This is a genomic window from Glycomyces niveus (assembly GCF_017592475.1).
Classification (GTDB): domain Bacteria; phylum Actinomycetota; class Actinomycetes; order Mycobacteriales; family Micromonosporaceae; genus Glycomyces; species Glycomyces niveus.
The window spans coordinates 403,351-422,826 of the sequence record NZ_JAGFNP010000002.1 but is presented as its reverse complement, the minus strand read 5'-3'; the positions used below and the strand labels follow the sequence as shown (position 1 = coordinate 422,826).

The window sequence follows — 19,476 nt, the reverse complement described above, 5'->3', positions numbered from 1 at the left end:
GAATGCGTTTTCCAGTCGGTAGGCTGAAGCGGACTCTCGCCGACCCCACACGCGCGAGCGCGGACACGAACGGAGCCATATGGACGTCCTGTGCCTGGGCGAATCGATGATCGTCCTCGCCCCCGCGGCCGCCGAACCCCTCCGCGGCGCCGTCGACCTGCACATGGGCGTCGCCGGAGCCGAATCGAACGTCGCCGTCGCGCTCGCCCGGCTCGGCGCCCGCGCCGCCTGGTGCGGCAAGGTCGGCGACGACCCGCTCGGCCAGCGCGTCCGTGACGTCCTCGACGAGGCCGGGGTCGACTGCCGCCACGTCCAGACCGACGCGTCCCGGCCCACCGGCGTCTATTTCAAAGACCCTGGGCCCCAAGGCACCCGCGTCCACTATTACCGGCGCGGCTCCGCGGCCTCCACGATGGGGCCCGGCCACCTGGACGGCGTCGCGCCGCCGCGCCTGCTGCACCTCTCCGGGATCACCCCGGTCCTCTCCGAGTCCTGCGCCGCGCTCATCGACGAACTCATGGTCGACCGGGCGCTCGCCCCGGCGACGGTGAGCTTCGACGTCAACTACCGACCAGCGCTGTGGCCCGTGAGCGAGGCCGGGCCGGCGCTGCGGCGGCTCGCCGACGCGGCCGACATCGCGTTCGTCGGGCTCGACGAAGCCCAGACCCTCTGGGGCGCCGACACCGCCGACGACGTGCGCAAGCTCGTGCCGGACGCGGGCGTGCTCGTCGTCAAGGACGGCGGGAACGGGGTCACCGCGTTCGCGGACGGCGAGCGCTGGTACTCCCCCGCCGAACCGGTCGACGTGGTCGAGCCGGTCGGCGCCGGCGACGCGTTCGCCGCCGGATTCCTCTACGGCCGCTTGCAGGACGCCTCGGTCGAGGCGTCGATGCGGCTGGGCCACCGGCTCGCGGCCGGGGCCCTCCAGACCGTCGGGGACCTCGCGCCCCCGCCGCCACCCGAGACCGTCCGAGCCATCCTGGAGGACCAGTGACCTTTGATCAAGGCGAATTCTTCGACCGCCTCTTCGCCGGGCAGCGCGTCATGGCGATCTGGCGGGGGCTGCCCGCCGAGGAGACCGTGGCGCTCTCGGAGCGGGTGTGGGAGGCCGGGTTCGACCTGGTCGAGGTCCCGATCGGCAAGCCCGGGCAGGAGGAGGCGCTGGCCGCGGCGGTGAAGGCCGCGACGCCGAGCGGGCGCCTGGTCGGCGCGGGCACGGTCGTCTCGGCCGGGCACGTGGAGCGGGCGGCTGCTGCGGGCGCGGCTTACACGATCGCGCCGGGCCTGAACCCGGCGGTGCTCGAGGCCTCGCACGCGGTCGGGCTGCCGCACCTGCCGGGCGTGGCGACGGCGAGCGAGGTCGGTCTAGCGCGGGACCTGGGGTGCACGTGGGTGAAGGTGTTCCCGGCCTCGACGCTCGGTCCGGACTGGTTCAAGGCCATGCACGGGCCGTTCCCGGACATGAAGTTCGTGGCGACCGGCGGTGTCGGCCCTGACGAGATCGAGACCTACATCAAGGCCGGGGCCTCGGTCATCGGCATGGGGTCGGCGCTGGCCGACCCGGCGAACCTGGCGAAGCTGACCGGCTGAGCAGGTCTTTCGCATAGACCGATGGCGCGTGACATGTGACATGTCACGCGCCATCGGTCTATATCGGCGGGCTCAGAGCTTGCCGAGGAGCGAGATGATCGGGTAGCCGTCGAGGCGGTCGCGGCCCGAGAGGGAGGCGATCTCGAGGAGGGCGGCGCAGGCGGCGACGGTGCCGCCGAGGCCTTCGACGAGGCGGATGCCGGCGGCCATGGACTCGCCGGTGGCGATGACGTCGTCGACGAGGAGGACGCGGTCGCCTTCGCTTACGGCGTCGGCGTGCATCTCGACGCGGACTTCGGCGTACTCGCCGCGGTAGGACTCGACCGCGGCCTCGCGCGGGAGCTTGCCGGCCTTGCGGATCGGGATGAGGGGCGTGCCGGTGCGGTCGGCGAGCGGGGCGGCCCAGAGGAACCCGCGGGCGTCGAACGCGGCGATCGCGTCGTACGGGTGCGCCGCGCAGGCCTCCAGGAGCCGGTCGACCGAGGCGCGGAAGGCCTCGGGGGCGGCGAGCAGCGGCGTGATGTCGCGGAAGCCGACCCCCGGCTCGGGGAAGTCGGGGACGACGGGCACGTATTCGGTCAGATCCACAGCGGCAAGGTTAGCCGGTCGGGGGCGGTCCGGGGCGGTGCTGCGGCGGCGCAGTGGCATATCACGCGTCACGCACCACGAAGCCCCCGGCCGCATGCGGCCGGGGGCTTCGCCTCCGCGTGTGCAACGACGGGAGGGCGTCTTAGGCGGGGACGCCCTGACGGGCCTTGACGGCGTTCACCACGAGGTTCTGCTGGGCCTGGATGTAGCAGAGGTTGGTGCCGGCGACGAAGCAGAGCAGGGTGGCCACGCCGGTGTTGAAGGTCGGGGCCAGACCGGCGGCCTGCTGCTCGGCCTTGATCGAGGCGCACAGCTTGAACCAGTTGATGATGGGCACGATGTAGAGGGTGATGAAGCCGAACAGCATCCACACGACGAGGCTCGAGCCGCTGACGTTCCCGGGGTTGTTCGGGTTGACGGCCTTGATCTGGGTGGCGGTCTTGGCGTACCAGAACAGGCCGTAGATGCCGAAGGTGACGAGCGTCAGGATCCACACGCCGAACGGGGACCGGATCTTCAGTTCTTCCACTGGGGATGACTCCTTGTGCAAAGGGGACGGGCGCGGTCAAAGCGCACGGCTGCGGGCGGGACCCGCAGCCGGTTGGGCTCGCTGACCGAAGTGCAGCTCACATTAGCATTTGCAATTGTCGTGTTAGGAACTAGGGCGTCCCTCGCTATCAGCCCTTTAGCCCGGTTTGCGCAACTCCTTGGACCAGGAAGCGCTGCAGGAACAAGAAGACGAACAGCAAGGGCAGCATTGCGACGAGTGCCGCGAGGAACAGCTGCGAGAGGCTCACGGTCTGCGCCGTCAGGAACGTCGACAGCGCCACCTGCACGGTCCACGAGTCCGGCGAGCGACCGATCACCAAGGGCCACAGGAACGAGTTCCAGGAGCCCACGAAGGTGATGACCGCGATGGCCGCCAGGAAGTTCCCGGAGTTGGGGATCACGATGCGCCAGAACGAGCCCCAGTAGCCGAGGCCGTCGACCCGCGCCGCCTCCTCGAGCTCCCGGGGGAAGCTCAGGAAGTACTGGCGGCACAGGAAGGCCACGAACCCGTTGAACAGCGTCGGGATGACCAGGCCCCGCAGGTCGGAGATCCAGCCGAGGCTGGAGACCATCACGAAGCTGGGCACGAACGTGATCGCGCCGGGGATCATGAGCGTGGCCAGGACGATGTAGAAGACCTTGTTCGCGTGGCGGTAGGGGATGCGGGCGAGCCCGTATCCGGCCGTGGCGCACAGGAACAGGGTGCCGAGCGTCGTCAGGATCGCCACGAGCGCCGAGTTCAGGAGCGCGCGGGCCATCGGCACCGACGGGTCGGTGAAGAGCTTCTCGATGTTCTCCCAGGCCGGCGAGACGGGGAACCACATCCAGCCGGGCGCGGTGATCTCGGCGTCGGTCGAGAGCGCGTTCCGCAGGATCAGGTAGAACGGGATGAGGAACAGCACCGCGAGGACGCTGAGCGCCAGGAAGTTGACCGTGCCCCCGGAGCTGGGGCCGCGCCTGCGGCCGACCGGGGCGGGTCGCTTGGTCTCAGTGGTCATGGCTCACCGATCTTCCGAGTTGCCGAAGCCGAGGAACTTGCCCTGCAGGAGGGTGACGATCGCGATGAGGAGCGCCAGGATGAGCGCGCCGGCCGAGCCGGTGCCCAGCTCCTGCTGCATGCCCAGCGAGGTCTGGTACAGGTACACCAGCGGCGGCCGGGCCGAGGGCATGGTGCCGACCAGGAGCAGGAACTCGTCGAACGCCTGGTAGGCGGCGATGAGGATGAGCATGAGCACCGCCACGGACGTGGCGCGCAGCTGCGGGAGCGTGATGTGCCAGAACGTCTGGCGCCCGGGCTTCGCGCCGTCCACATAGGCGGCCTCGTAGAGGTGCTGCGGGATCTGCTGCAGCGCGGCTATGAACAGGATCATGTAGAAGCCCACCTGGATCCACAGGCGCAGCGAGACGATGACGAGCCAGAACCACGGCGGGTCGGGGCGGAAGAGCCACGCGATCTCGTCGACCCCGAACAGGTCGAGGACCGTGTTGGCCAGGCCGTAGCGAACGCCGTTGAAGATCGACATCTTCCACACCAGGGCCGCCACCACATAGGAGCATGCGAACGGCAGGAAGAACACCGAGCGGAAGAACGCGCGCATGAAGCGCACCCGGTTGAGCATGAGCGCCAGGCCGAGCGAGAACGCGAAGGTGACCGGGACGATGAACGCCGCGAACACGGTGAACGTGACGAGGCTGTCCTGGAACGCCGGGTCGGTGAGCATCGCCGTGTAGTTGCCGAACCCGACGAAGTCCTCGGGCGTCGGGCTGACGGTGTTCGTCGCGTCGAAGAACGACAGGTAGGCGCTCCAGCCGACCGGGATGATCGTGAAGACCAGGAGCCCGATCAGGAAGGGCCCCACGAAGCCCCAGAAGGTGAGGGCGGTCCGCCGCCGTCCGCCTCGGCGGGCCCGGGGAGCGTGCTCCCCGGTGCCCGCCGTCGCGTCCGCGGCGGTCGCTGCGGAGACTGCCACGTTGCGCACTCCCCTAGCCGAAGATCGAGTCGAGTTCGCCCTGGATGGTGGCGGCGGCCGCGTCGAACTCGGCGTCGGGGTCGGCCCCTTCCAGCACGATGTGGTTCATCATGTCGTCGACGGCGGTCTCCATCTTCGGGGTCCAGTTGGGGTTCTCGGCCCAGCCGTACTCCTCGGAGATCCGCACGGCCTCGGCCGCGGGACCGGACTGCAGCTGCTCGGCGCTGCCGCGCATGGAAAGGCGGGGCGGGATGTGGAAGCCGTAGGAGAGGTTCCAGTCGAGGATGAACTCCTCGTTGTCGATCCAGAGCCACTTGACGAACGCCTTGGCCTCGTCGATATTGGCGGACTTGGCGTTGACGAAGGTGTCCCAGCCGCCGTTGAAGACCGTGGGGGTGCCGCCGTTGAAGCCGGGCACGGGGATGACGTTGATGTCGTCGCCGTGGGCCTCGATGATCTGCGGGAGCGCCCAGAGGCCGCACCACTGGATGGCGCAGAGGTTCTGGATGATCGAGGACGGGTCCCACGCCTCGGTCGGGGCGCCGACCAGGAGCGAGGAGGAGTCGTGCAGCTCCTTGACCTGCATGGCCCCGGCGAGGACGGTCTCCTTGGTGAAGCCGATCTCGTTGGCGTCGGTCAGCAGGGTCTCGCCGGCGGAGAAGACGATCGGCTGGAACAGCTTGGTGGCGGAGTCGTCGTTGCCGAGGAACAGGCCCTTGACGTCGCCGGTGGTGAGCTCGGCGGCGGCGGCCATGAGCTCGTCGAAGGTGGCGGGCGGCGTGATGCCCTTGGCCTCGAGGAGGGAGGGCCGGTAGTACAGGAACTGCGGGTCGTCGATCATGCGGACGCCGTAGATCTTGCCGTCGATCGTGTTGCGCGCCAGGTCGTCCGGGGTGTAGTCGTCGAGGACGTCGGCGAGGATGTCGTCGAGCGGGATGATCTGCTCGGACTCGACCATCGCGCGGTTGAGGTGGCCCTCGAAGACGTCCGGGTAGTCGCCCTCCTTCTCGGCCAGGAGGCCCGAGGAGAGCGCGGTGTCGTAGTCGCCGGGGATCCAGTTGATGGTGACGGTGGCGTCCTTGTACGCGGCGGCGTACTTCTCGGCGGCCTGCTGGGTGCCGGCCTCGCCGTACTGGTGGTACCACTGCGAGAGATTGACGCCGTCGCCGGAACCGCGGCCGGTGTTGCCGCCGCACGCGCTGAGCGCGCCGGCGCCGGCGGCGAGGCCGCCCAGGGCGAGCATGCGGCGGCGGTTCATCGCCAGCTTGGCGAACGTTTGCTGGGAAGAGTTGTTGCGCTTGAAGGCAACCATGACTAGCTCCTCGCTACGTTGAGAGGTCGGAAGGGCTCCCGTGCGACCCCGGGTCTGGTCGACGCCGCAGCGGAGTTTCGACAACCGTCGATTCGCCTCCCAGTGTTGCGAGCGCCACTCACTTTGTCAATGGGTTGGAGTAAGGGCTCGGATAACGATTTGCGCTCGATGTGGGTGGGAGCGGTCGCTATGGGAGAGGCTGGTGTTTCCCCAGCGCACAGCAGAGAAAGCCCCACGCCGAACGGATCGACTGGGGCCGGTGAGGCAGATGCGGCGGGCGGTGCGGACGCCGCCGTGTTCAGCGGCGGCTGCGGGAGCCGACCGTGTTCAGGCGGTTCAGGTGCCCTTCGAGGGCGAGCGCGGCGGCGCCGAGGGCGACCATGTTGCGGTCCTGGCCGTTGCGCTTGAGGCGGGCGGCTTTGAGGGGGGCCTCCATGGCGTGGTCGGCGAGGCGGCGTTCGAACTCGGGGATGAGGGCGTCGCCGAGGACGCTGGTGACCCAGCCGTCGAAGACGACGAGGTCGGGGTTGAAGAGGTTGAGGAGGTTGGCGACGCCGGCGGCGAGGTATTCGGCGACGGTCTCGACGGTGCGGACGGCGGTGGCGTCGCCGGCCTCCCAGGCGGTGGCGAGGGCGGCCATGGCCTCGGTCTGGGAGCCGGCGCCGGCGCGGCCGTCGAGTTGGCCCCAGTGCCAGAGGATGGCGGGCGCGCCTACGTAGGCTTCAATGCATCCCTTTGCACCGCAACGGCATTGGGGGCCGCCGGGATTGATGGTGGTGTGGCCCCACTCCCCCGCGGAGTTGGTGGCGCCGCGGTAGAGCTGGCCGCCGAAGGCGAGGCCCGCACCGACGCCGGTGCCGAGGATGAGGACGGCGAGGCGGTCGACGCCGCGGCCTTCGCCGAACCAGAGTTCGCCGACGGTGATGGTCTTGAGGGGGTTGTCGAGGTAGATGGGGACGCCGAGCTGCAGGCGGTCGGCGAGGAGCTTGCGGAAGGGGACGTCGTGCCAGTTCCAGTTGGGGGCGAAGCCGGAGACGCCCCAGGTGACGTCGACCTGGCCGGGGAGGCTGACGCCGAGGCCGAGGATGGCGCGGTCGCCGAGACGGGCGCGGATCTGGTCCATGGCGGAGGCGATGTGGCCGATGACCTGCTCAGGGGCGTTCTCGCTGGGTTCCATGCGCTCTTCGACGCGGTCGACGACGGCGAGGGTGAGGTCGTAGACCTCGAGGTAGACGTAGGTCTCGGCGACGTCGACGCCGATCATGACGCCGCCGCCGGCGTTGGGGGCGAGCAGGGCGCGGGGCCTGCCGCCGCCGGAGTCCTCGCGGCCCACCTCCACGACGACGCCGAGTTCGATCAGGTCCGTGACCAGGTTGGAGACCGTGGCGACGCTGAGGTCGGTCTCGCGGGCGAGGATCTGGCGGGAGGTGGGGGCGTCCGCGATCAGGTGCCGCAGCACTGCGAAGCAGTTGCGGAGGCGAATGTCGCGCGAGGTGGACTTCATGGATGCATGGTACGGCGCGATTGCCGCCTTTGTAAATGGGTTAGTCGAAGGGTCCGTTATCGGCCGAACTGCCAAGCCCTACGTTGGCGGCGCGCTCGCGTTGCTGCCGCGATTTCCAGTACTACATCACATGTCACACGCCGCCCGGCGGCCGGGAGCGGTCGACCGACGCCCCTCCCCGCGTCGATCAAGAGGCGGGACCGTCGCCGGGTGCAGCGGTGGCACATCACATGTCACGCATCATCTGTGCGTCTCGGCTACGGCGGCGCCGTCTCTCCGCGGCACGGCCGGCAGGGCAGCGGTAGCGCGTGACATGTGATGTGCCATTGGCGGTTCAGTAAGCGGCGACCGCGCGGCGGGCCTCGTCGGCCTCGTTGGCGTGGAGGGCCGCGGCGGCCATGCCCGCGCAGTCCGCGAGCGTGCGGACGGCCAGTTCGGCGCGGACCGCCGCGACCGCGCTGGGCGCCATGGACAGGCTCGTGACGCCGAGTCCGACGAGGACGCACGCCAAGAGCGGGTCGCTCGCGGCCTCGCCGCATACGCCGACCGGTTTCTCGGCTTCGCGTCCGGCTTCGGCGGCAAGGCTGACCAGGTCGAGCAGCGCGGGCTGCCACGGGTCGAGGAGGTCGGCGAGCGCGCCGTTCATGCGGTCGGCGGCGAGCGTGTACTGGCCGAGGTCGTTGGTGCCCAGGCTGGCGAAGTCGCAGCCGTCGAGCACGCGCGAGGCGCGCAGTGCCGCGGCGGGGACTTCGATCATGGTGCCCGCGGTGGGCAGTCCGTGGGCGCGGCACCGGTCGGCGAAGGCGGCGGCTTCGGCCGGGGTCGCGACCATGGGGGCCATGACCCAGACTTCGGCGCTGTGCTCGGCAGCGGCCGCGGCGATCGCGGTCAACTGGTCGTCGAGAAGGGAGGCACCGGATTCGGTGCGGGCCAGGCGAATCCCGCGCACGCCGAGCGCGGGATTGGGCTCGTCGCCGTGGTCGACGAACGCGAGCGGCTTGTCGGCCCCGGCGTCGAGGGTGCGGACGACGACCTTGCGTCCCGCGAACGCCGCGAACACCTGCCCGTAGGCCTCGACCTGCTCGTCCACAGTCGGTGCGGTTTCGCGGTCGAGGAACAGGAACTCGGTGCGGAAGAGTCCCACGCCTTCGCTGTCGACCGCGGCGGCGGCCGCGAGGTCGGCTTGGGAGCCGAGGTTGACCAGGAGTTGGACGGCGTGGCCGTCGGCGGTGCGGCCGGGGCCGCGGCTGGCGGCGAGGGCGGCGGTGCGTTTGGCCTCGGCGTCGAGGACGCGGCGGACCCGCCCGGGTTCGGGGTCGGGGACGACGAGGCCGGTGCCGCCGTCGACCAGGACTTCGGTGCCGTCGGCGAGCGCGGCGGCGGCTGGGCAGGCGACGACGGCGGGCAGGCCCATGGATTTGGCGAGGATCGCGGTGTGGCTGGTGGGCCCGCCCTGCTCGGTGATGATCGCAACGACCTTGGCCGGGTCGAGCGCGGCGGTGTCAGCGGGAGCGAGGTCGTTGGCCACCAGCACGAACGGGTGCCCGGGGTCGGGCAGGCCGGGCATCGGCCGGTCGAGGAGGACGGCGATGGTGCGGTCGCGGAGGTCGTCGAGGTCGGCGGCGCGTTCGGCGAGGTAGCCGCCGGCGGCTTCGAGGGCGGACCGGAAGAACCCGTAGGCCTCGATGACCGCGTGCGGGGTCGAGCGGCCGTTCGCGAGGGCCTTCTCGACCTGGTCGGCGAGGGCGGGGTCGCGCGGCATCATCGACTGGGCGTCGAGGATGTCGGCGGTGGTGCCGGTGGCGGCCTCGGCGCGTTCGTCGAGGTCGGCGGCGACCGCTTCGAGGGCGGCCCGGGCTCGCGCGAGCGCGGCGGCCGGGTCGGGCTCGGGCCCGGTGTCGGCGGGCGGTGCGGGGACGGGCGCGAGGCGGGCCACCGGCGCGTAGACCGCGCCGGGGCTGACGCCGATGCCGGTCATCTCAGCGGTCACCTGGACTCCTCAGGGTTCGTCGCGGTTGGTCTGGAGTTCGGCGGCGAGGGCGTCGAGAGAGGCCTCGGCGCCCTCGCCTTCGGCGGTGAGGACGACCTCGTCGCCGCCCTTGGCGTCCAGGGTCAGGAGCATGAGGAGGGAGCGGGCGTCGACCGGCTCCTGGCCCTCTTTGGCGATGGTGACCTTGGCGGGCTGCTCGGCGGCGAGTTTCGCGAACATCTTGGCCGGGCGGGCGTGGAGGCCCACGGTGGAGGCGATGGTGACGCGGCGTTCGGACATCGGTGTTCCTTCCTCGATCAGATGACGGGCATGGCGGCTTCGTCGGCGGCGGTGGCCGTCGAGCGCCAGGCGGTCTTGAGGGCGATAGCGCACAGGCAGGTCGCGGCGGTCCCGGCGAGGATCGCGATGAGGAACCCGCCCGGGTTGCCGATGAGGCCGATGACCCAGATGCCGCCGTGCGGGGCGCGCAGACTCGCGTCGAAGGCCATGGAGAGCGCTCCGGCGACGGCGCCGCCGACCATCGTGGACGGGATGACGCGCAGCGGGTCGGCCGCGGCGAACGGGATCGCGCCTTCGGTGATGAAGGACGCGCCGAGGAGCCATGCGGCCTTGCCGGACTGGCGTTCGGCCTGCGTGAACAGCTTGCCGCGCACAACCGTGGCGAGGGCGAGGCCCAGCGGCGGGACCATGCCCGCGGCCATCACGGCGGCCATGACGGTGAAGTCGCCGCTGGCGAGCGCGCCGACGCCGAACAGGTAGGCGACCTTGTTGACCGGGCCGCCGAGGTCGAAGCCCATCATCGCGCCGAGGATGAGGCCGAGCAGGACCGCGTTGACGCCGGAGAGCCCGGCGAGCCAGTCGGTGAGCCAGGACTGGGCTTCGGCGATGGGCTTGCCGACGACGACGAGCATGATGAAGCCGACGGCGAAGACGCTCACGAGCGGGATCACGACGATCCGCATGATGCCCTGGAACGCCTGGTTGGCCTTGATGAGCTTGAGGGCCATGACGATCGCGCCGGCGAGCAGGCCCGCGACGAGGCCGCCGAGGAAGCCCGCGCCCACGGCGACGGCGATGAGGCCGCCGACGACGCCGGGCGCGATGCCCATGCGGTCGGCCATGCCGAAGGCGATGAACCCGGCGAGGATCGGTACGAGCATGGAGAAGGCCAGCCCGCCGATGTAGAACAGGACGCCCCAGAAGCCGGCCTGCGCGAGGATGTCGGTCGGATTGGCGATCGCTTCGTAGGTGACGCCTTCGAATTCGCCGCCGTTGACCTTCGTGGCGATCTCGGCACCGCCGAAGACGAACGCGATCGCGATCAGGATGCCGCCCGCGGCGACGAACGGCAGCATGTAGGACACGCCGGTCATGAGCCAGAGACGGAGTTTCGCGCCGGGGCCGAGCTTCGGTCCGGCCGGGGCGGCGGGCACCGCAGTGGGCGCGGCCGAGGCCGGCGCGGCCTGGGCCTTCTCGACCGCTTCTTCGACCATCTCGGCGGCGTGGTTGATGCCGCGCTTGACGCCGCCGGAGACGATCGGCTTGCCGGCGAAGCGGTCCTTGTCGCGGACGTCCACATCGGCGGCGAAGATGACCGCGTCGGCGGCGGCGATGACGGCCGGGTCGAGCGCCTCGGCGCCCGCGGCCCCTTGGGTCTCGACCTGGATCTCATGCCCGGCCGCGATCGCGGCCTGTTCGAGGGCTTCGGCGGCCATATAAGTGTGGGCGATGCCGGTGGGGCATGAGGTGACTGCTACGAGCTTCATTGTTCGTGCACCTTCTTCTGAGTGGGCTTTTTTAACTGGGCAGGTTCTGCTTGATGAGGGCGGCGACCGCTTCGGCGTCGGGGGCCTCGCGGAGCGCGGTCTTGAAGTCGGCGTGGATGAGCTTGCGCGCCAGGGACGCGAGGATGGTCATGTGCTCCGAGCCGCCGCCTTCCGGTGCGGCGATGAGGAACACGAGGTCGGCAGGGCCGTCCTCGGCGCCGAAGTCGATGCCCTGGGCGGCCCGGCCGAAGGCGAGGCTGGGGGCGGTCACATGGGCGCTGCGGGCGTGCGGGATGCCGATGCCGCCTTCGATGCCGGTGGGCATCTGCTCTTCGCGGGCGCGCACGTCGGCGAGGAACCCGTCGACATCGGTGACGCGCCCGGCGGCGGCGAGGAGGCCCGCGAGCACCGCGGTGGCCTCGTGGCGGTCGGCCCCGCGGAGGTCGAGGTCGATCAGATCGGCGGTGATGAGATCGGACATTGGCTGTGCTCCTTCGGTTCAGCTCGCCTCGGGCGAGCTCAAGACGTGGTCGGCGTCCGGGTCCCGGACGACTTGGACGGCGCTGAGGTCGATGTCCTTCGGGCCGGGCATCACACTGCCGGGCAGGGCGACCGCGGCGGTGCCCCAGGCGACGGCGGCGGCCAGCGCGTCGGGGCCGTGTCCGCCGGCGGCGAGGAAGCCCGCGAGGGCGGCGTCGCCGGCGCCGACGGTGCTGGCGACGGGTCCGGCGAGCGGGGCGCGGGCGTGCCAGACGCCCGCGTCGTCGACGAGGATCGCGCCCTCGGCGCCGAGCGAGGCGAGGACCGCTCCGGCCCCGGCCTCGCGCAGCGCCTCGGCGGCGGCGACCGCGTCGCCGAGTGTGGTGATCGGCGTGTGCGCGGCCTCCGCGAGTTCTTCGAGGTTGGGTTTGACCAGGTCGGGCCGGGAGGCGAGGCACGCTTCCAGTGCCGCGCCGGAGGTGTCGATGACGGTGGCCGCCCCGGTTTCGCGGGCTCGGTCGACGAGGAGGGCGTAGAAGTCGGCGCCGACGCCGGGCGGGAGGCTCCCGCAGCCGGCGATCCAGGCGGTCGGCCGGTCGATGCTGCTCGAGGGCGTCTGGAGGGCGTAGTTCGGCGGCGCGGCGATGGCGGCGTCGAGCAGTTCTTCGATCTCCTCGGCCCGCAGGACCGGCCCGGCCTCGTTGAGCTTCGTGACGGTGCCGTCGGCTTCGGCGAGGGTGAGGTTCGAGCGGACCCCTTGGGAGACCGGCACTTCGATGATCGGCACGCCCGCTTCGGCGAGGAGGTCGAGCAGTTCGGTGCCGGCGTGGCCGCCGCTGATGAGGACGGCCCGGGTGGCGTGGCCGTTGGCGACGAGCGCGCGGGAGACGTTGACGCCCTTGCCGCCCGGGTCGACCCGGTCGCCTACGGCGCGCTGCACTTCGCCGCGCCGGAGCCGGTCGACCTCGATCGTGCGGTCGAGGCTCGGGTTGGCGGTGACGGTGACGATCATGCGCGCACCACTTTCAGGTCGGCGGCTTCGAAGTCGGCGGCGAGGTCGTCGTCGAGTCCGGTGTCGGTGACGAGCACGTCGACCTGGTCGAGCGTGCCGAAGCGGGCGAGGCAGTCGTTGCCGGCCTTGGTGTGGTCGGCGACGACGACGGTCTTGCGGGCGGCCCCGATCATGGCGCGCTTGACGGCGGCCTCGCCGGTGTCGGGGGTGGTGAGGCCGCGTTCGACGCTGATGCCGTTGGCGCCCATGAAGGCGACGTCGACGTAGGTCTCGGCGAGGGCGCGCAGGGCCCAGTCGTCGACGGCGGCCATGGTGCGGCGGCGGACCTTGCCGCCGACGATGAGGACGGTGAGGCGGGGTTTGGCGGCGAGGAGGGAGGCGATGAGGACGTCGTTGGTGACGACGGTGAGGTCGCGGTCGGCCGGGAGGGACTGGGCGATGCGGGCGGTGGTGGTGCCGGCGTCGAGGAGAATGGCGCCTTCGTCGGGGACTTCGGCGAGGGCGGCGGCGGCGATGCGCTCCTTCGCGGCGGTCTGGACGGCGTCGCGGGCGGCGACGGTGGGTTCGAAGCCGATGCGCTCGAGGGGGATCGCGCCGCCGTGGACCTTCTTGACGACGCCTTGGCGCTCGAGGGCGGTGAGGTCGCGGCGGATGGTCTCGGTCGTGACGGCGAAGTCGGCCGCCAGGGCCGCGACGTCCACGCGCCCTTCGGTGCGCGCACGTTCGGCGATGCGCTGCTGTCGCTCTTCCGCGAACATGTGGTTTCACCCCCGTTTCACTTGGATTTATTTGGTTATACATGGCTGCTTGTTGCTTTGTCAACGCGTAGCGGGGGCGTGGACGCGTTGCGAGTGCATAACAAGCCCGTGACCTCGAACGGTACTGCCGGGTCCGGCCGCGGGGCGCCGAAACGACGGGGCCCGGGCCGCGCCCGCGCACGCGTGCTTCAATGCGGGCATGGCCATCCGAATCCTGAGCGGCGACATCACCGAGCAGCACGTCGACGTGATCGTCAACGCCGCGAACTCCGCGCTCCTGGGCGGCGGCGGGGTCGACGGCGCGATCCACCGCGCGGGCGGCCCGGCGATCCTCGCCGAATGCCAGGACCTGCGCCGCTCCCACTACGGGAAGGGGCTCCCGACCGGGCAGGCCGTCGCGACCACCGCCGGCCGCCTCGACGCCCGGTGGGTGATCCACACCGTCGGACCCGTCTACTCGAAGGAAGAGGACCGCAGCGCGCTCCTGGCCTCCTGCTACCGCGAGTCCCTCGCGCTCGCCGACCGGCTCGGCGCCGACTCGATCGCGTTTCCGGCGGTCTCGGCCGGGGTATACGGCTGGCCGGCCGAATCGGCCGCCGACATCGCCGTCGCCACGGTGCGCGAGACCGCGACCAGCGTCGAGGACATCCGGTTCGTCCTGTTCAACGACGACGTCCTCGCCGCATTCCAGCGCGCGGCCCGCTGACGTCGCACCCGGCCGGTACGGTCGAGACTGCACCGCAGCCGCACCGAAGGGGCCCGAAGATGAAGACGCTCAGCAAGGACGCGTTCGCCGCCGCGGAGCGGTACCTGGTCCTCAACGCCCGCCGCATCGACCGGGCCCGCTACGCCAACCGCTTCGAGGACGGCCCGGCCGGACCGGTCGTCCACGCCGTGCGGTCCTACCAGAACCCCGACGGCGGCTTCGGCCACGCCATCGAACCGGACCTGCGCGGCGCGGGCAGCCAGCCACAGGGCGTCGAGGCCGCCTTCTGGGCCCTCGACGACGTCGGCGCCTTCGAGGAGGCCATCGTCCTCGCCGCCTGCGCCTGGCTCGAAGTGAACTCCACTGAGGACGGCGGCGTGCCGTGGGTGCTGCCGAGCGTCCTCGACGACGAGCGCGGCCCCTGGTGGCAGCCGCAGGGCGATCGCCCGCCCGCGGCCCTCAACCCGACCGCGCCCATCGCCGGGCTCCTCCACGCCCACCACGTCAAGCACCCCTGGCTCGAGTCGGCCACCGAGTTCTGCTGGCGGGCGATCGGCGGCCTCGACGAGGTCGGCGCCTACGACGCGATGTGCGTCCTGCGCTTCCTCGAACGCGTCCCCGACCGCGACCGGGCCGCCGCAGAGTTCGAGCGCCTGGGCCCGTCACTGCGCGCCAGCGCGACCCTGGACCCGGACGAGCCCGGACACAACCACTCCCCGCTCGACCTCGCTCCGACGCCGGAGTCCATGGCCCGCAGCCTGTTCAGCGAGGCCGAGATCGACCGGCACCTCGACCACCTCATCGACACCCAAGGCCCCGAAGGGGGTTGGGCGCCGAACTTCCAGATGTGGACGCCCGTGGTCGCCCACGAATGGGGCGGGTACCTGACCCGGGGGACCCTCGCGACGCTGCAGGCCTACGGCCGCATCGCCTGAGCAACCTAGCCCTCGGGCCATTCGCCGTCCGCGGCGAGGTCGAGGACGAGCGCGGCGATGTTCCAGGCGTCGTCCGCGCCGGAGTGGTGGCGGCCCTCGAGCGGCATCCCCGCGATGTCCAGCGCCTCGGCCATGCCGGGGCGGCGGCGCAGGCCGCGGGCCTCGGTGAAGCGGAGCTTGACGTTGGTGTGGCGACTGCTGAAGGGGTAGCGGGTGCCGGTCGCCCGGCATTGGCGCTCGAACTGGCGGCGGTCGTACTCGCCCCAGCTCGCCCACGGCCGCGAGTCGGCGCGGTGCTCGGCGCCGAGGAGGCGGCAGGCCTCGGCGAACTCGACGCCGGTGTCGACCTCCCTTTGGGTGAGGCCGGTGAGGTCGGTGCAGAACACGCTCACCGTCGACCGCTTCGGCCGCACCAGGATCCGGTGCTTGGAGAGGCGTTCGCGCCGGGCGATGTCGACGACGGTGAGGCCGATCTCGATGATCTCGCTGACCGCGCCGGGCGGCGGCCGGCCTTCCCAGCAGGTCGCCTCGACATCGACGACGTTCAGCAGGTGCTGCGGCAAGTCCATGCCGTGCAGGGTATGCCGCGAATGCGCGCCCGCTCAAATGGTTTCGGGCCGCCCACAGCGATGTCGCCTCCCGGCGGGCGTCCGCGGGGAGTCAGGGCTCCGCTCGGTGCCGGGGTGGATGGGGCGGGTCTCGAGTCGGCCGCCGACACGCAGGACGGCGTTAGCGATGGCCTCCAGCAGTTCCGCGTGTGTGTGCAGGTCGAGGTGCTCGGCGAGGCCGGAAAGGACCAGTCGGCCTTCGCCGCCCGGACGCCGATGGTCGGCGAGGCCGGAGAGGAAGCCGTTGCATGGCGCCTTGCGGGTTGTAGACGCCTCCCTCGACGGCCGAGACGGGCCTGCCGGGCTGCCACGCGGGGCGGCGTAATGCGACCCCGGCAGGCAGGCCGAAGTCGCACGACAATCGCTTGACGAAGTGTGGGCTGCCGGCCCACGCGGTCGACATACCGGCGAACATCAGTGCGAACACTGCGAATGCCACGAAGATGACCTTGCGCATGATGCTGCCCATCATGAGAGCTCGCAGTGGTCGCCGCGGCCTCCGGCCACTGATGGCGAGTGAGACACCGCGATCGCGATGGCGGCCGCGAGCGGTTGCGGCGCCGAGGGGTCGCCGGGTACGGCGGAGCACAGTGCGGGACCGGCAGGTCCTAATTTGCAATTCATCTTCTCCGGTCGGTTCCGACTGGCAAGAAGGGATGACTCTACGACGCGCGCCTGGTCGGCGCCTGCCCTGACCGCGGTGCTAGAGCTGTACGGGTTTGCGGGCGGTCCCGATCAGGTGCGGGCTCACTGAGAGCGGGAATGGCAGGTCGGGGTACCGACTCGGCTTGAGATCCTTGGTCTCGAACCCGGCCCTGGCGATGGCCGCGCCCGTGTCGCGGCCGGTGTGGCAGCCGCCGAAAGCGTGCGACCAGAACACCGCGTCGAACGCGCGCTCGCCCAAGCGGATCGCCCGGTTGGCGGAGGCCACGTGCTCCAGGCACACCAGCGCGCCGCCGGGTTTGAGCACCCGGTGGATCTCCGCGAGCGCCCGGTCCTCGTCATCGACCGAGCACAGGACCAGGGTGGTCACGACCGCGTCGAACGAGCCGCTTTCGACGGGCAGCGCTTCGGCCTGGCCGTCGAGCAAGGTCACGACGCGGTCGAGCGCCGCCGCCTGCTCACGGGCGAGGTCACGCAGGCGCTCCTCGGGTTCGACGGCTACGAGCTCGCTCACGGCCTCGGGGTAGACCGGGAAGTTGACACCGTGGCCGCAGCCGATCTCGAGGACGCGGCCGGTGAGCCCGGCAAGCAGGAGGCGGCGCCGCTCACCCAGACCCCGCGTCTCCAGTGACGCGGCGAGGCCCGGATACCAGCGGGCGAACAGGGGGCGCTTGCGGCGTGCCATGGGTGTCCTCTCGTCCGGGTGCGTGCCGTCGGGGACGCTCCCGGTCTCGAGCCTAGCCACACCGCGCCCGGCCGTGGGTCCGTCGCCGCGGTCAGTCCTCGCCGTTGGAGGAGCGGGCGAGGACCACGACGGCGACCGCGATGGCGCCCAGCAGGATCACGGCCACCAGCAGGGTGTCGACCGCGAACAGGGCGTTGAACATCTGCGCGATGAACGGCGCCAGGACCACGAGCAGGGCGATCAGGGCGATCCATCTCGCGTTGCGGCGCATGAAGTCCATCGAGGCTCCTCCCGGGGTTGCCCCGAGCCTACGGGAGGAGCCGGGCCGATGCGCCGCGCGTCAGTTGGTCCGCGTGTTGGGCAGGTGGTCGCCGAGGTAGCCGATCCAGACCTTGCCGGTGGGTCCGCCCGCGTCGTCGAGGAAGTGCATGCGCGGCGCGGGCGAGCCGACCTGCTGGAGCTTGATGTGGGAGGGCATGTACACGCTGCCGGACGGGTCGATCTCGGCCGGGACGCGGAAGACCCTGGCCCGGTGGTACTTCGGGTTGCCCGAGACCGAATCGGACTCCTTCATGGACACCATGGCCGGGGTGATGATGGGCGCGCCGGGGAGCGGGCGGGCGCACCAGTCGTAGAAGCCGCCGGTGAAGCGGTCCTCGGCGCGGGCGGCGGCGTAGGCGTCGAGGGCGCGCAGGGCGTCCCAGGTGCGGCCGGTCCAGCGGCGGCGCTGGCGCGGGTACATGACGTCGAGTTTGGACACCTCGGTGTCGAGGGCGTCGGGGAGGTCGAGGCGGCGCAGCTGCTTGCGGGCGCGCTGGACGACGTCCATGAGGCTCTCGGCCTCCCAGCAGCCGTCGTCGCCGGCCTCGGCCTGGAGGCCGTAGACGGGGTCGGCGTGCTCGGCGAGGCGGCCCTCGAGCCAGCGGATGCGGTCCTGGGCCTTGCGCTCGTGCTCCTGCAGTTCGGTGTAGTCGAGTTCGAGCTGGTCGTACTGGCCGCGGAGGCGTTCGAGCTCCGCACTGGGGGCACGGGGGGCGAGGAGTCCGGCGGCCTCGACGGCGCGGGTGAGGGCGTCGAGGTGGGCGGACATGGTCTTGATGAGGGCGGTGGTCTCGGAGTCGCCGCCGCGGGCCATGTCGACGAGGGCTTCGAGGACGCTGTCGTCGAGGCGGTCGGCGAGCTTCGCGGCGATCTCGTCGGCGAGATCGGCGGAGTGGTCGCCGACGGGCTCGACGGGTTCAGGTTCGGGTTGCGGCGGTTCGGGTGTCGTCAGTTCGGGCGGCGGCGGTGTCTCGGCTGCGGGCGCCTCGGGTTCGACCGGTGCGGCGGGCCTGGGTATGCGCGGCCCGCGCGGGACGGCTATCGCGGCGGGGCTGGGCGGGGCGGCGTGGAGTTCGCCCGGCGGCAAGGCCCCGGCGAGTATGCGGGCGACGCGGGGCTCGGTCTGGCGCACGTCGGTGGGGAGCGGGCGGTGGACCGAGAGTTCCACGACGCCTTTGACGACCACTTCGAGCGAGCGGACGCCCTGGTCGCGTATCGCGCCGCCGCCGCGCGGCTGGTGGCGCATCGCGTACGTCTCCTCCCCCGGGCGCACGCCCGGCAGGTAGGTGCGCAGGCCGCCGCCGAAGACGCTGAGGTCGCCCCCGAGCCAGGCGTTGAGGTCGTCCTGGGTGCGGGCGTCGTAGAGGCGGGCGACGACGGCGATGCCCGACAGGGTCTCGGCGAGGTGGTCGGCGCAGGCGGCGACCAGGTTCGGGTCCGAGCGGTCGACGGTGAGGACGATGACCGGCACGCCGCGGTCGGCCCGGGCGAGCCAGCGGGTGAGCTCCTTGACCTCCTCGGGGCCGACGACGAGCGGCCCGGCCTCCACCGGGACGGCCCCGTCGGTGGCGCGGCCGGTCGCGAGGAAGGCGGGCATGAACCCCGGGGCCGTCACGTCGGCCTGGTCGAGGTCGCCCTCGACGGTGACTCGGACCCAGCCGGGGGCGCCCTTGCGGCCCGCGGCCCAGGTCGCAGTGGTGCGGAGGCGGCCTTCGCCGGCGGGGCCGTCGTGGACGTACCGGCCGCAGAGCTCGTTGTCGGCGAGCGCGGTGCGGGTGCGGCCCTTGGCGTGCTCGAAGGCGGGGTCGCCGTCGTCCTCTACGCCGGCCCATGCGGCGAAGCACCGCCGCAGCCGGGGCCCGAGCCGGGGCCCTCCGTCCCGGAGCAAAGCTTGGTAGAACTGCGTCACGGCGCCTCCAACGGTCCAGCTCACGGCCACGTTGAGGCAACATGCTACTTGAAGTTCACTTTGCCGTCGTCATCCAAATCCAATAGGGACAGTGGCTCGGAGGAGCGGAGACGGCCGCGGCCCGCACCGT

The 19,476-nt window shown here is 71.4% G+C and carries 20 protein-coding genes; 4 read left to right on the top strand and 16 right to left on the bottom strand.

The features are described from left to right. The first annotated feature begins 79 nt into the window (after positions 1-79). Positions 80-994 (top strand): sugar kinase, encoded by a 915-nt coding sequence (locus tag J5V16_RS04895; RefSeq protein WP_208494938.1) that lies wholly within the window; start codon positions 80-82, stop codon positions 992-994. Next, the gene (locus tag J5V16_RS04890) at positions 991-1,590 is read left to right on the top strand and encodes a bifunctional 4-hydroxy-2-oxoglutarate aldolase/2-dehydro-3-deoxy-phosphogluconate aldolase (protein ID WP_307792859.1); all 600 of its coding nucleotides are present in this window, start codon (positions 991-993) and stop codon (positions 1,588-1,590) included. The genes J5V16_RS04895 and J5V16_RS04890 overlap by 4 nt, the downstream gene beginning before the upstream one ends. 72 nt (positions 1,591-1,662) lie before the next feature. On the opposite strand, the gene J5V16_RS04885 is transcribed toward J5V16_RS04890, so the two are convergent. From J5V16_RS04885 to J5V16_RS04830, 12 genes are all read right to left on the bottom strand, one after another. Continuing rightward, the gene (locus tag J5V16_RS04885) at positions 1,663-2,178 is read right to left on the bottom strand and encodes an adenine phosphoribosyltransferase (RefSeq protein ID WP_208494937.1); all 516 of its coding nucleotides are present in this window, start codon (positions 2,176-2,178) and stop codon (positions 1,663-1,665) included. Between the two features lie 142 nt (positions 2,179-2,320). Further along, positions 2,321-2,707, bottom strand: coding sequence for a DUF4234 domain-containing protein (locus tag J5V16_RS04880; RefSeq protein ID WP_208494936.1), 387 nt, complete (start codon positions 2,705-2,707; stop codon positions 2,321-2,323). A 148-nt stretch (positions 2,708-2,855) separates the two neighbouring features. Further along, complete coding sequence (locus J5V16_RS04875; protein WP_208494935.1) at positions 2,856-3,725, bottom strand: carbohydrate ABC transporter permease; 870 nt, start codon at positions 3,723-3,725, stop codon at positions 2,856-2,858. Positions 3,726-3,728: 3 nt separating this feature from the next. Then, a complete protein-coding gene (locus J5V16_RS24200) occupies positions 3,729-4,697 on the bottom strand; it encodes a carbohydrate ABC transporter permease (protein ID WP_208494934.1) in 969 nt (322 codons plus the stop codon). A gap of 13 nt (positions 4,698-4,710) precedes the next feature. Beyond that, on the bottom strand, positions 4,711-6,009 hold the full coding sequence (locus tag J5V16_RS04865) for an ABC transporter substrate-binding protein (protein ID WP_208494933.1): 1,299 nt from the start codon (positions 6,007-6,009) through the stop codon (positions 4,711-4,713). 298 nt (positions 6,010-6,307) lie between these two features. Beyond that, entirely contained in the window at positions 6,308-7,513 is a 1,206-nt protein-coding gene (locus J5V16_RS04860; protein ID WP_208494932.1) for an ROK family transcriptional regulator, read from the bottom strand. A gap of 334 nt (positions 7,514-7,847) precedes the next feature. After that, positions 7,848-9,503 (bottom strand): phosphoenolpyruvate--protein phosphotransferase, encoded by a 1,656-nt coding sequence (gene ptsP / locus J5V16_RS04855; RefSeq protein ID WP_208494931.1) that lies wholly within the window; start codon positions 9,501-9,503, stop codon positions 7,848-7,850. Between the two features lie 9 nt (positions 9,504-9,512). Further along, entirely contained in the window at positions 9,513-9,782 is a 270-nt protein-coding gene (locus J5V16_RS04850) for an HPr family phosphocarrier protein (protein ID WP_208494930.1), read from the bottom strand. A gap of 17 nt (positions 9,783-9,799) precedes the next feature. Next, complete coding sequence (locus J5V16_RS04845; protein WP_208494929.1) at positions 9,800-11,269, bottom strand: PTS fructose transporter subunit IIC; 1,470 nt, start codon at positions 11,267-11,269, stop codon at positions 9,800-9,802. Positions 11,270-11,300: 31 nt separating this feature from the next. Further along, the gene (locus J5V16_RS04840) at positions 11,301-11,750 is read right to left on the bottom strand and encodes a PTS sugar transporter subunit IIA (protein ID WP_208494928.1); all 450 of its coding nucleotides are present in this window, start codon (positions 11,748-11,750) and stop codon (positions 11,301-11,303) included. Positions 11,751-11,768: 18 nt separating this feature from the next. Then, positions 11,769-12,761 carry a 1-phosphofructokinase family hexose kinase gene (locus J5V16_RS04835; RefSeq protein WP_208494927.1) on the bottom strand — a complete coding sequence of 331 codons (993 nt, stop codon included), beginning with the start codon at positions 12,759-12,761 and terminating at the stop codon, positions 11,769-11,771. Continuing rightward, complete coding sequence (locus tag J5V16_RS04830; RefSeq protein WP_208494926.1) at positions 12,758-13,519, bottom strand: DeoR/GlpR family DNA-binding transcription regulator; 762 nt, start codon at positions 13,517-13,519, stop codon at positions 12,758-12,760. The genes J5V16_RS04835 and J5V16_RS04830 overlap by 4 nt, the downstream gene beginning before the upstream one ends. 199 nt (positions 13,520-13,718) lie before the next feature. Between J5V16_RS04830 and J5V16_RS04825 the strand changes: the two genes are divergently transcribed. Together J5V16_RS04825 and J5V16_RS04820 are read left to right on the top strand one after the other, a co-directional pair. Beyond that, positions 13,719-14,225 carry an O-acetyl-ADP-ribose deacetylase gene (locus tag J5V16_RS04825; RefSeq protein ID WP_208494925.1) on the top strand — a complete coding sequence of 169 codons (507 nt, stop codon included), beginning with the start codon at positions 13,719-13,721 and terminating at the stop codon, positions 14,223-14,225. Positions 14,226-14,284: 59 nt separating this feature from the next. After that, a complete protein-coding gene (locus J5V16_RS04820) occupies positions 14,285-15,160 on the top strand; it encodes a hypothetical protein (protein WP_208494924.1) in 876 nt (291 codons plus the stop codon). Positions 15,161-15,165: 5 nt separating this feature from the next. On the opposite strand, the gene J5V16_RS04815 is transcribed toward J5V16_RS04820, so the two are convergent. From J5V16_RS04815 to J5V16_RS04800, 4 genes are all read right to left on the bottom strand, one after another. Further along, positions 15,166-15,729, bottom strand: a complete 564-nt coding sequence (locus J5V16_RS04815; protein WP_208494923.1) for a 3'-5' exonuclease — start codon at positions 15,727-15,729, stop codon at positions 15,166-15,168. Positions 15,730-16,471: 742 nt separating this feature from the next. After that, the gene (locus J5V16_RS04810; RefSeq protein WP_208494922.1) at positions 16,472-17,116 is read right to left on the bottom strand and encodes a class I SAM-dependent methyltransferase; all 645 of its coding nucleotides are present in this window, start codon (positions 17,114-17,116) and stop codon (positions 16,472-16,474) included. Positions 17,117-17,207: 91 nt separating this feature from the next. Then, positions 17,208-17,396 carry a hypothetical protein gene (locus tag J5V16_RS04805; RefSeq protein ID WP_208494921.1) on the bottom strand — a complete coding sequence of 63 codons (189 nt, stop codon included), beginning with the start codon at positions 17,394-17,396 and terminating at the stop codon, positions 17,208-17,210. A gap of 60 nt (positions 17,397-17,456) precedes the next feature. Then, positions 17,457-19,346 (bottom strand): hypothetical protein, encoded by a 1,890-nt coding sequence (locus J5V16_RS04800; protein WP_208494920.1) that lies wholly within the window; start codon positions 19,344-19,346, stop codon positions 17,457-17,459. Positions 19,347-19,476: the final 130 nt, after the last annotated feature.

Excerpts from the sequence above, each read along its gene's own strand:
- J5V16_RS04875 (WP_208494935.1), bottom strand. The coding sequence starts at position 3,725 with ATGACCACTGAGACCAAGCGACCCGCCCCGGTCGGCCGCAGGCGCGGC.
- J5V16_RS04860 (WP_208494932.1), bottom strand. The coding sequence starts at position 7,513 with ATGAAGTCCACCTCGCGCGACATTCGCCTCCGCAACTGCTTCGCAGTG.
- J5V16_RS04825 (WP_208494925.1), top strand. The coding sequence starts at position 13,719 with ATGGCCATCCGAATCCTGAGCGGCGACATCACCGAGCAGCACGTCGAC.
- J5V16_RS04820 (WP_208494924.1), top strand. The coding sequence starts at position 14,285 with ATGAAGACGCTCAGCAAGGACGCGTTCGCCGCCGCGGAGCGGTACCTG.
- J5V16_RS04840 (WP_208494928.1), bottom strand. The coding sequence starts at position 11,750 with ATGTCCGATCTCATCACCGCCGATCTGATCGACCTCGACCTCCGCGGG.
- J5V16_RS04835 (WP_208494927.1), bottom strand. The coding sequence starts at position 12,761 with ATGATCGTCACCGTCACCGCCAACCCGAGCCTCGACCGCACGATCGAG.
- J5V16_RS04805 (WP_208494921.1), bottom strand. The coding sequence starts at position 17,396 with ATGGACTTCATGCGCCGCAACGCGAGATGGATCGCCCTGATCGCCCTG.
- J5V16_RS04815 (WP_208494923.1), bottom strand. The coding sequence starts at position 15,729 with ATGGACTTGCCGCAGCACCTGCTGAACGTCGTCGATGTCGAGGCGACC.
- J5V16_RS04810 (WP_208494922.1), bottom strand. The coding sequence starts at position 17,116 with ATGGCACGCCGCAAGCGCCCCCTGTTCGCCCGCTGGTATCCGGGCCTC.
- J5V16_RS04850 (WP_208494930.1), bottom strand. The coding sequence starts at position 9,782 with ATGTCCGAACGCCGCGTCACCATCGCCTCCACCGTGGGCCTCCACGCC.
- J5V16_RS04895 (WP_208494938.1), top strand. The coding sequence starts at position 80 with ATGGACGTCCTGTGCCTGGGCGAATCGATGATCGTCCTCGCCCCCGCG.
- J5V16_RS04865 (WP_208494933.1), bottom strand. The coding sequence starts at position 6,009 with ATGGTTGCCTTCAAGCGCAACAACTCTTCCCAGCAAACGTTCGCCAAG.
- J5V16_RS04830 (WP_208494926.1), bottom strand. The coding sequence starts at position 13,519 with ATGTTCGCGGAAGAGCGACAGCAGCGCATCGCCGAACGTGCGCGCACC.
- J5V16_RS04845 (WP_208494929.1), bottom strand. The coding sequence starts at position 11,269 with ATGAAGCTCGTAGCAGTCACCTCATGCCCCACCGGCATCGCCCACACT.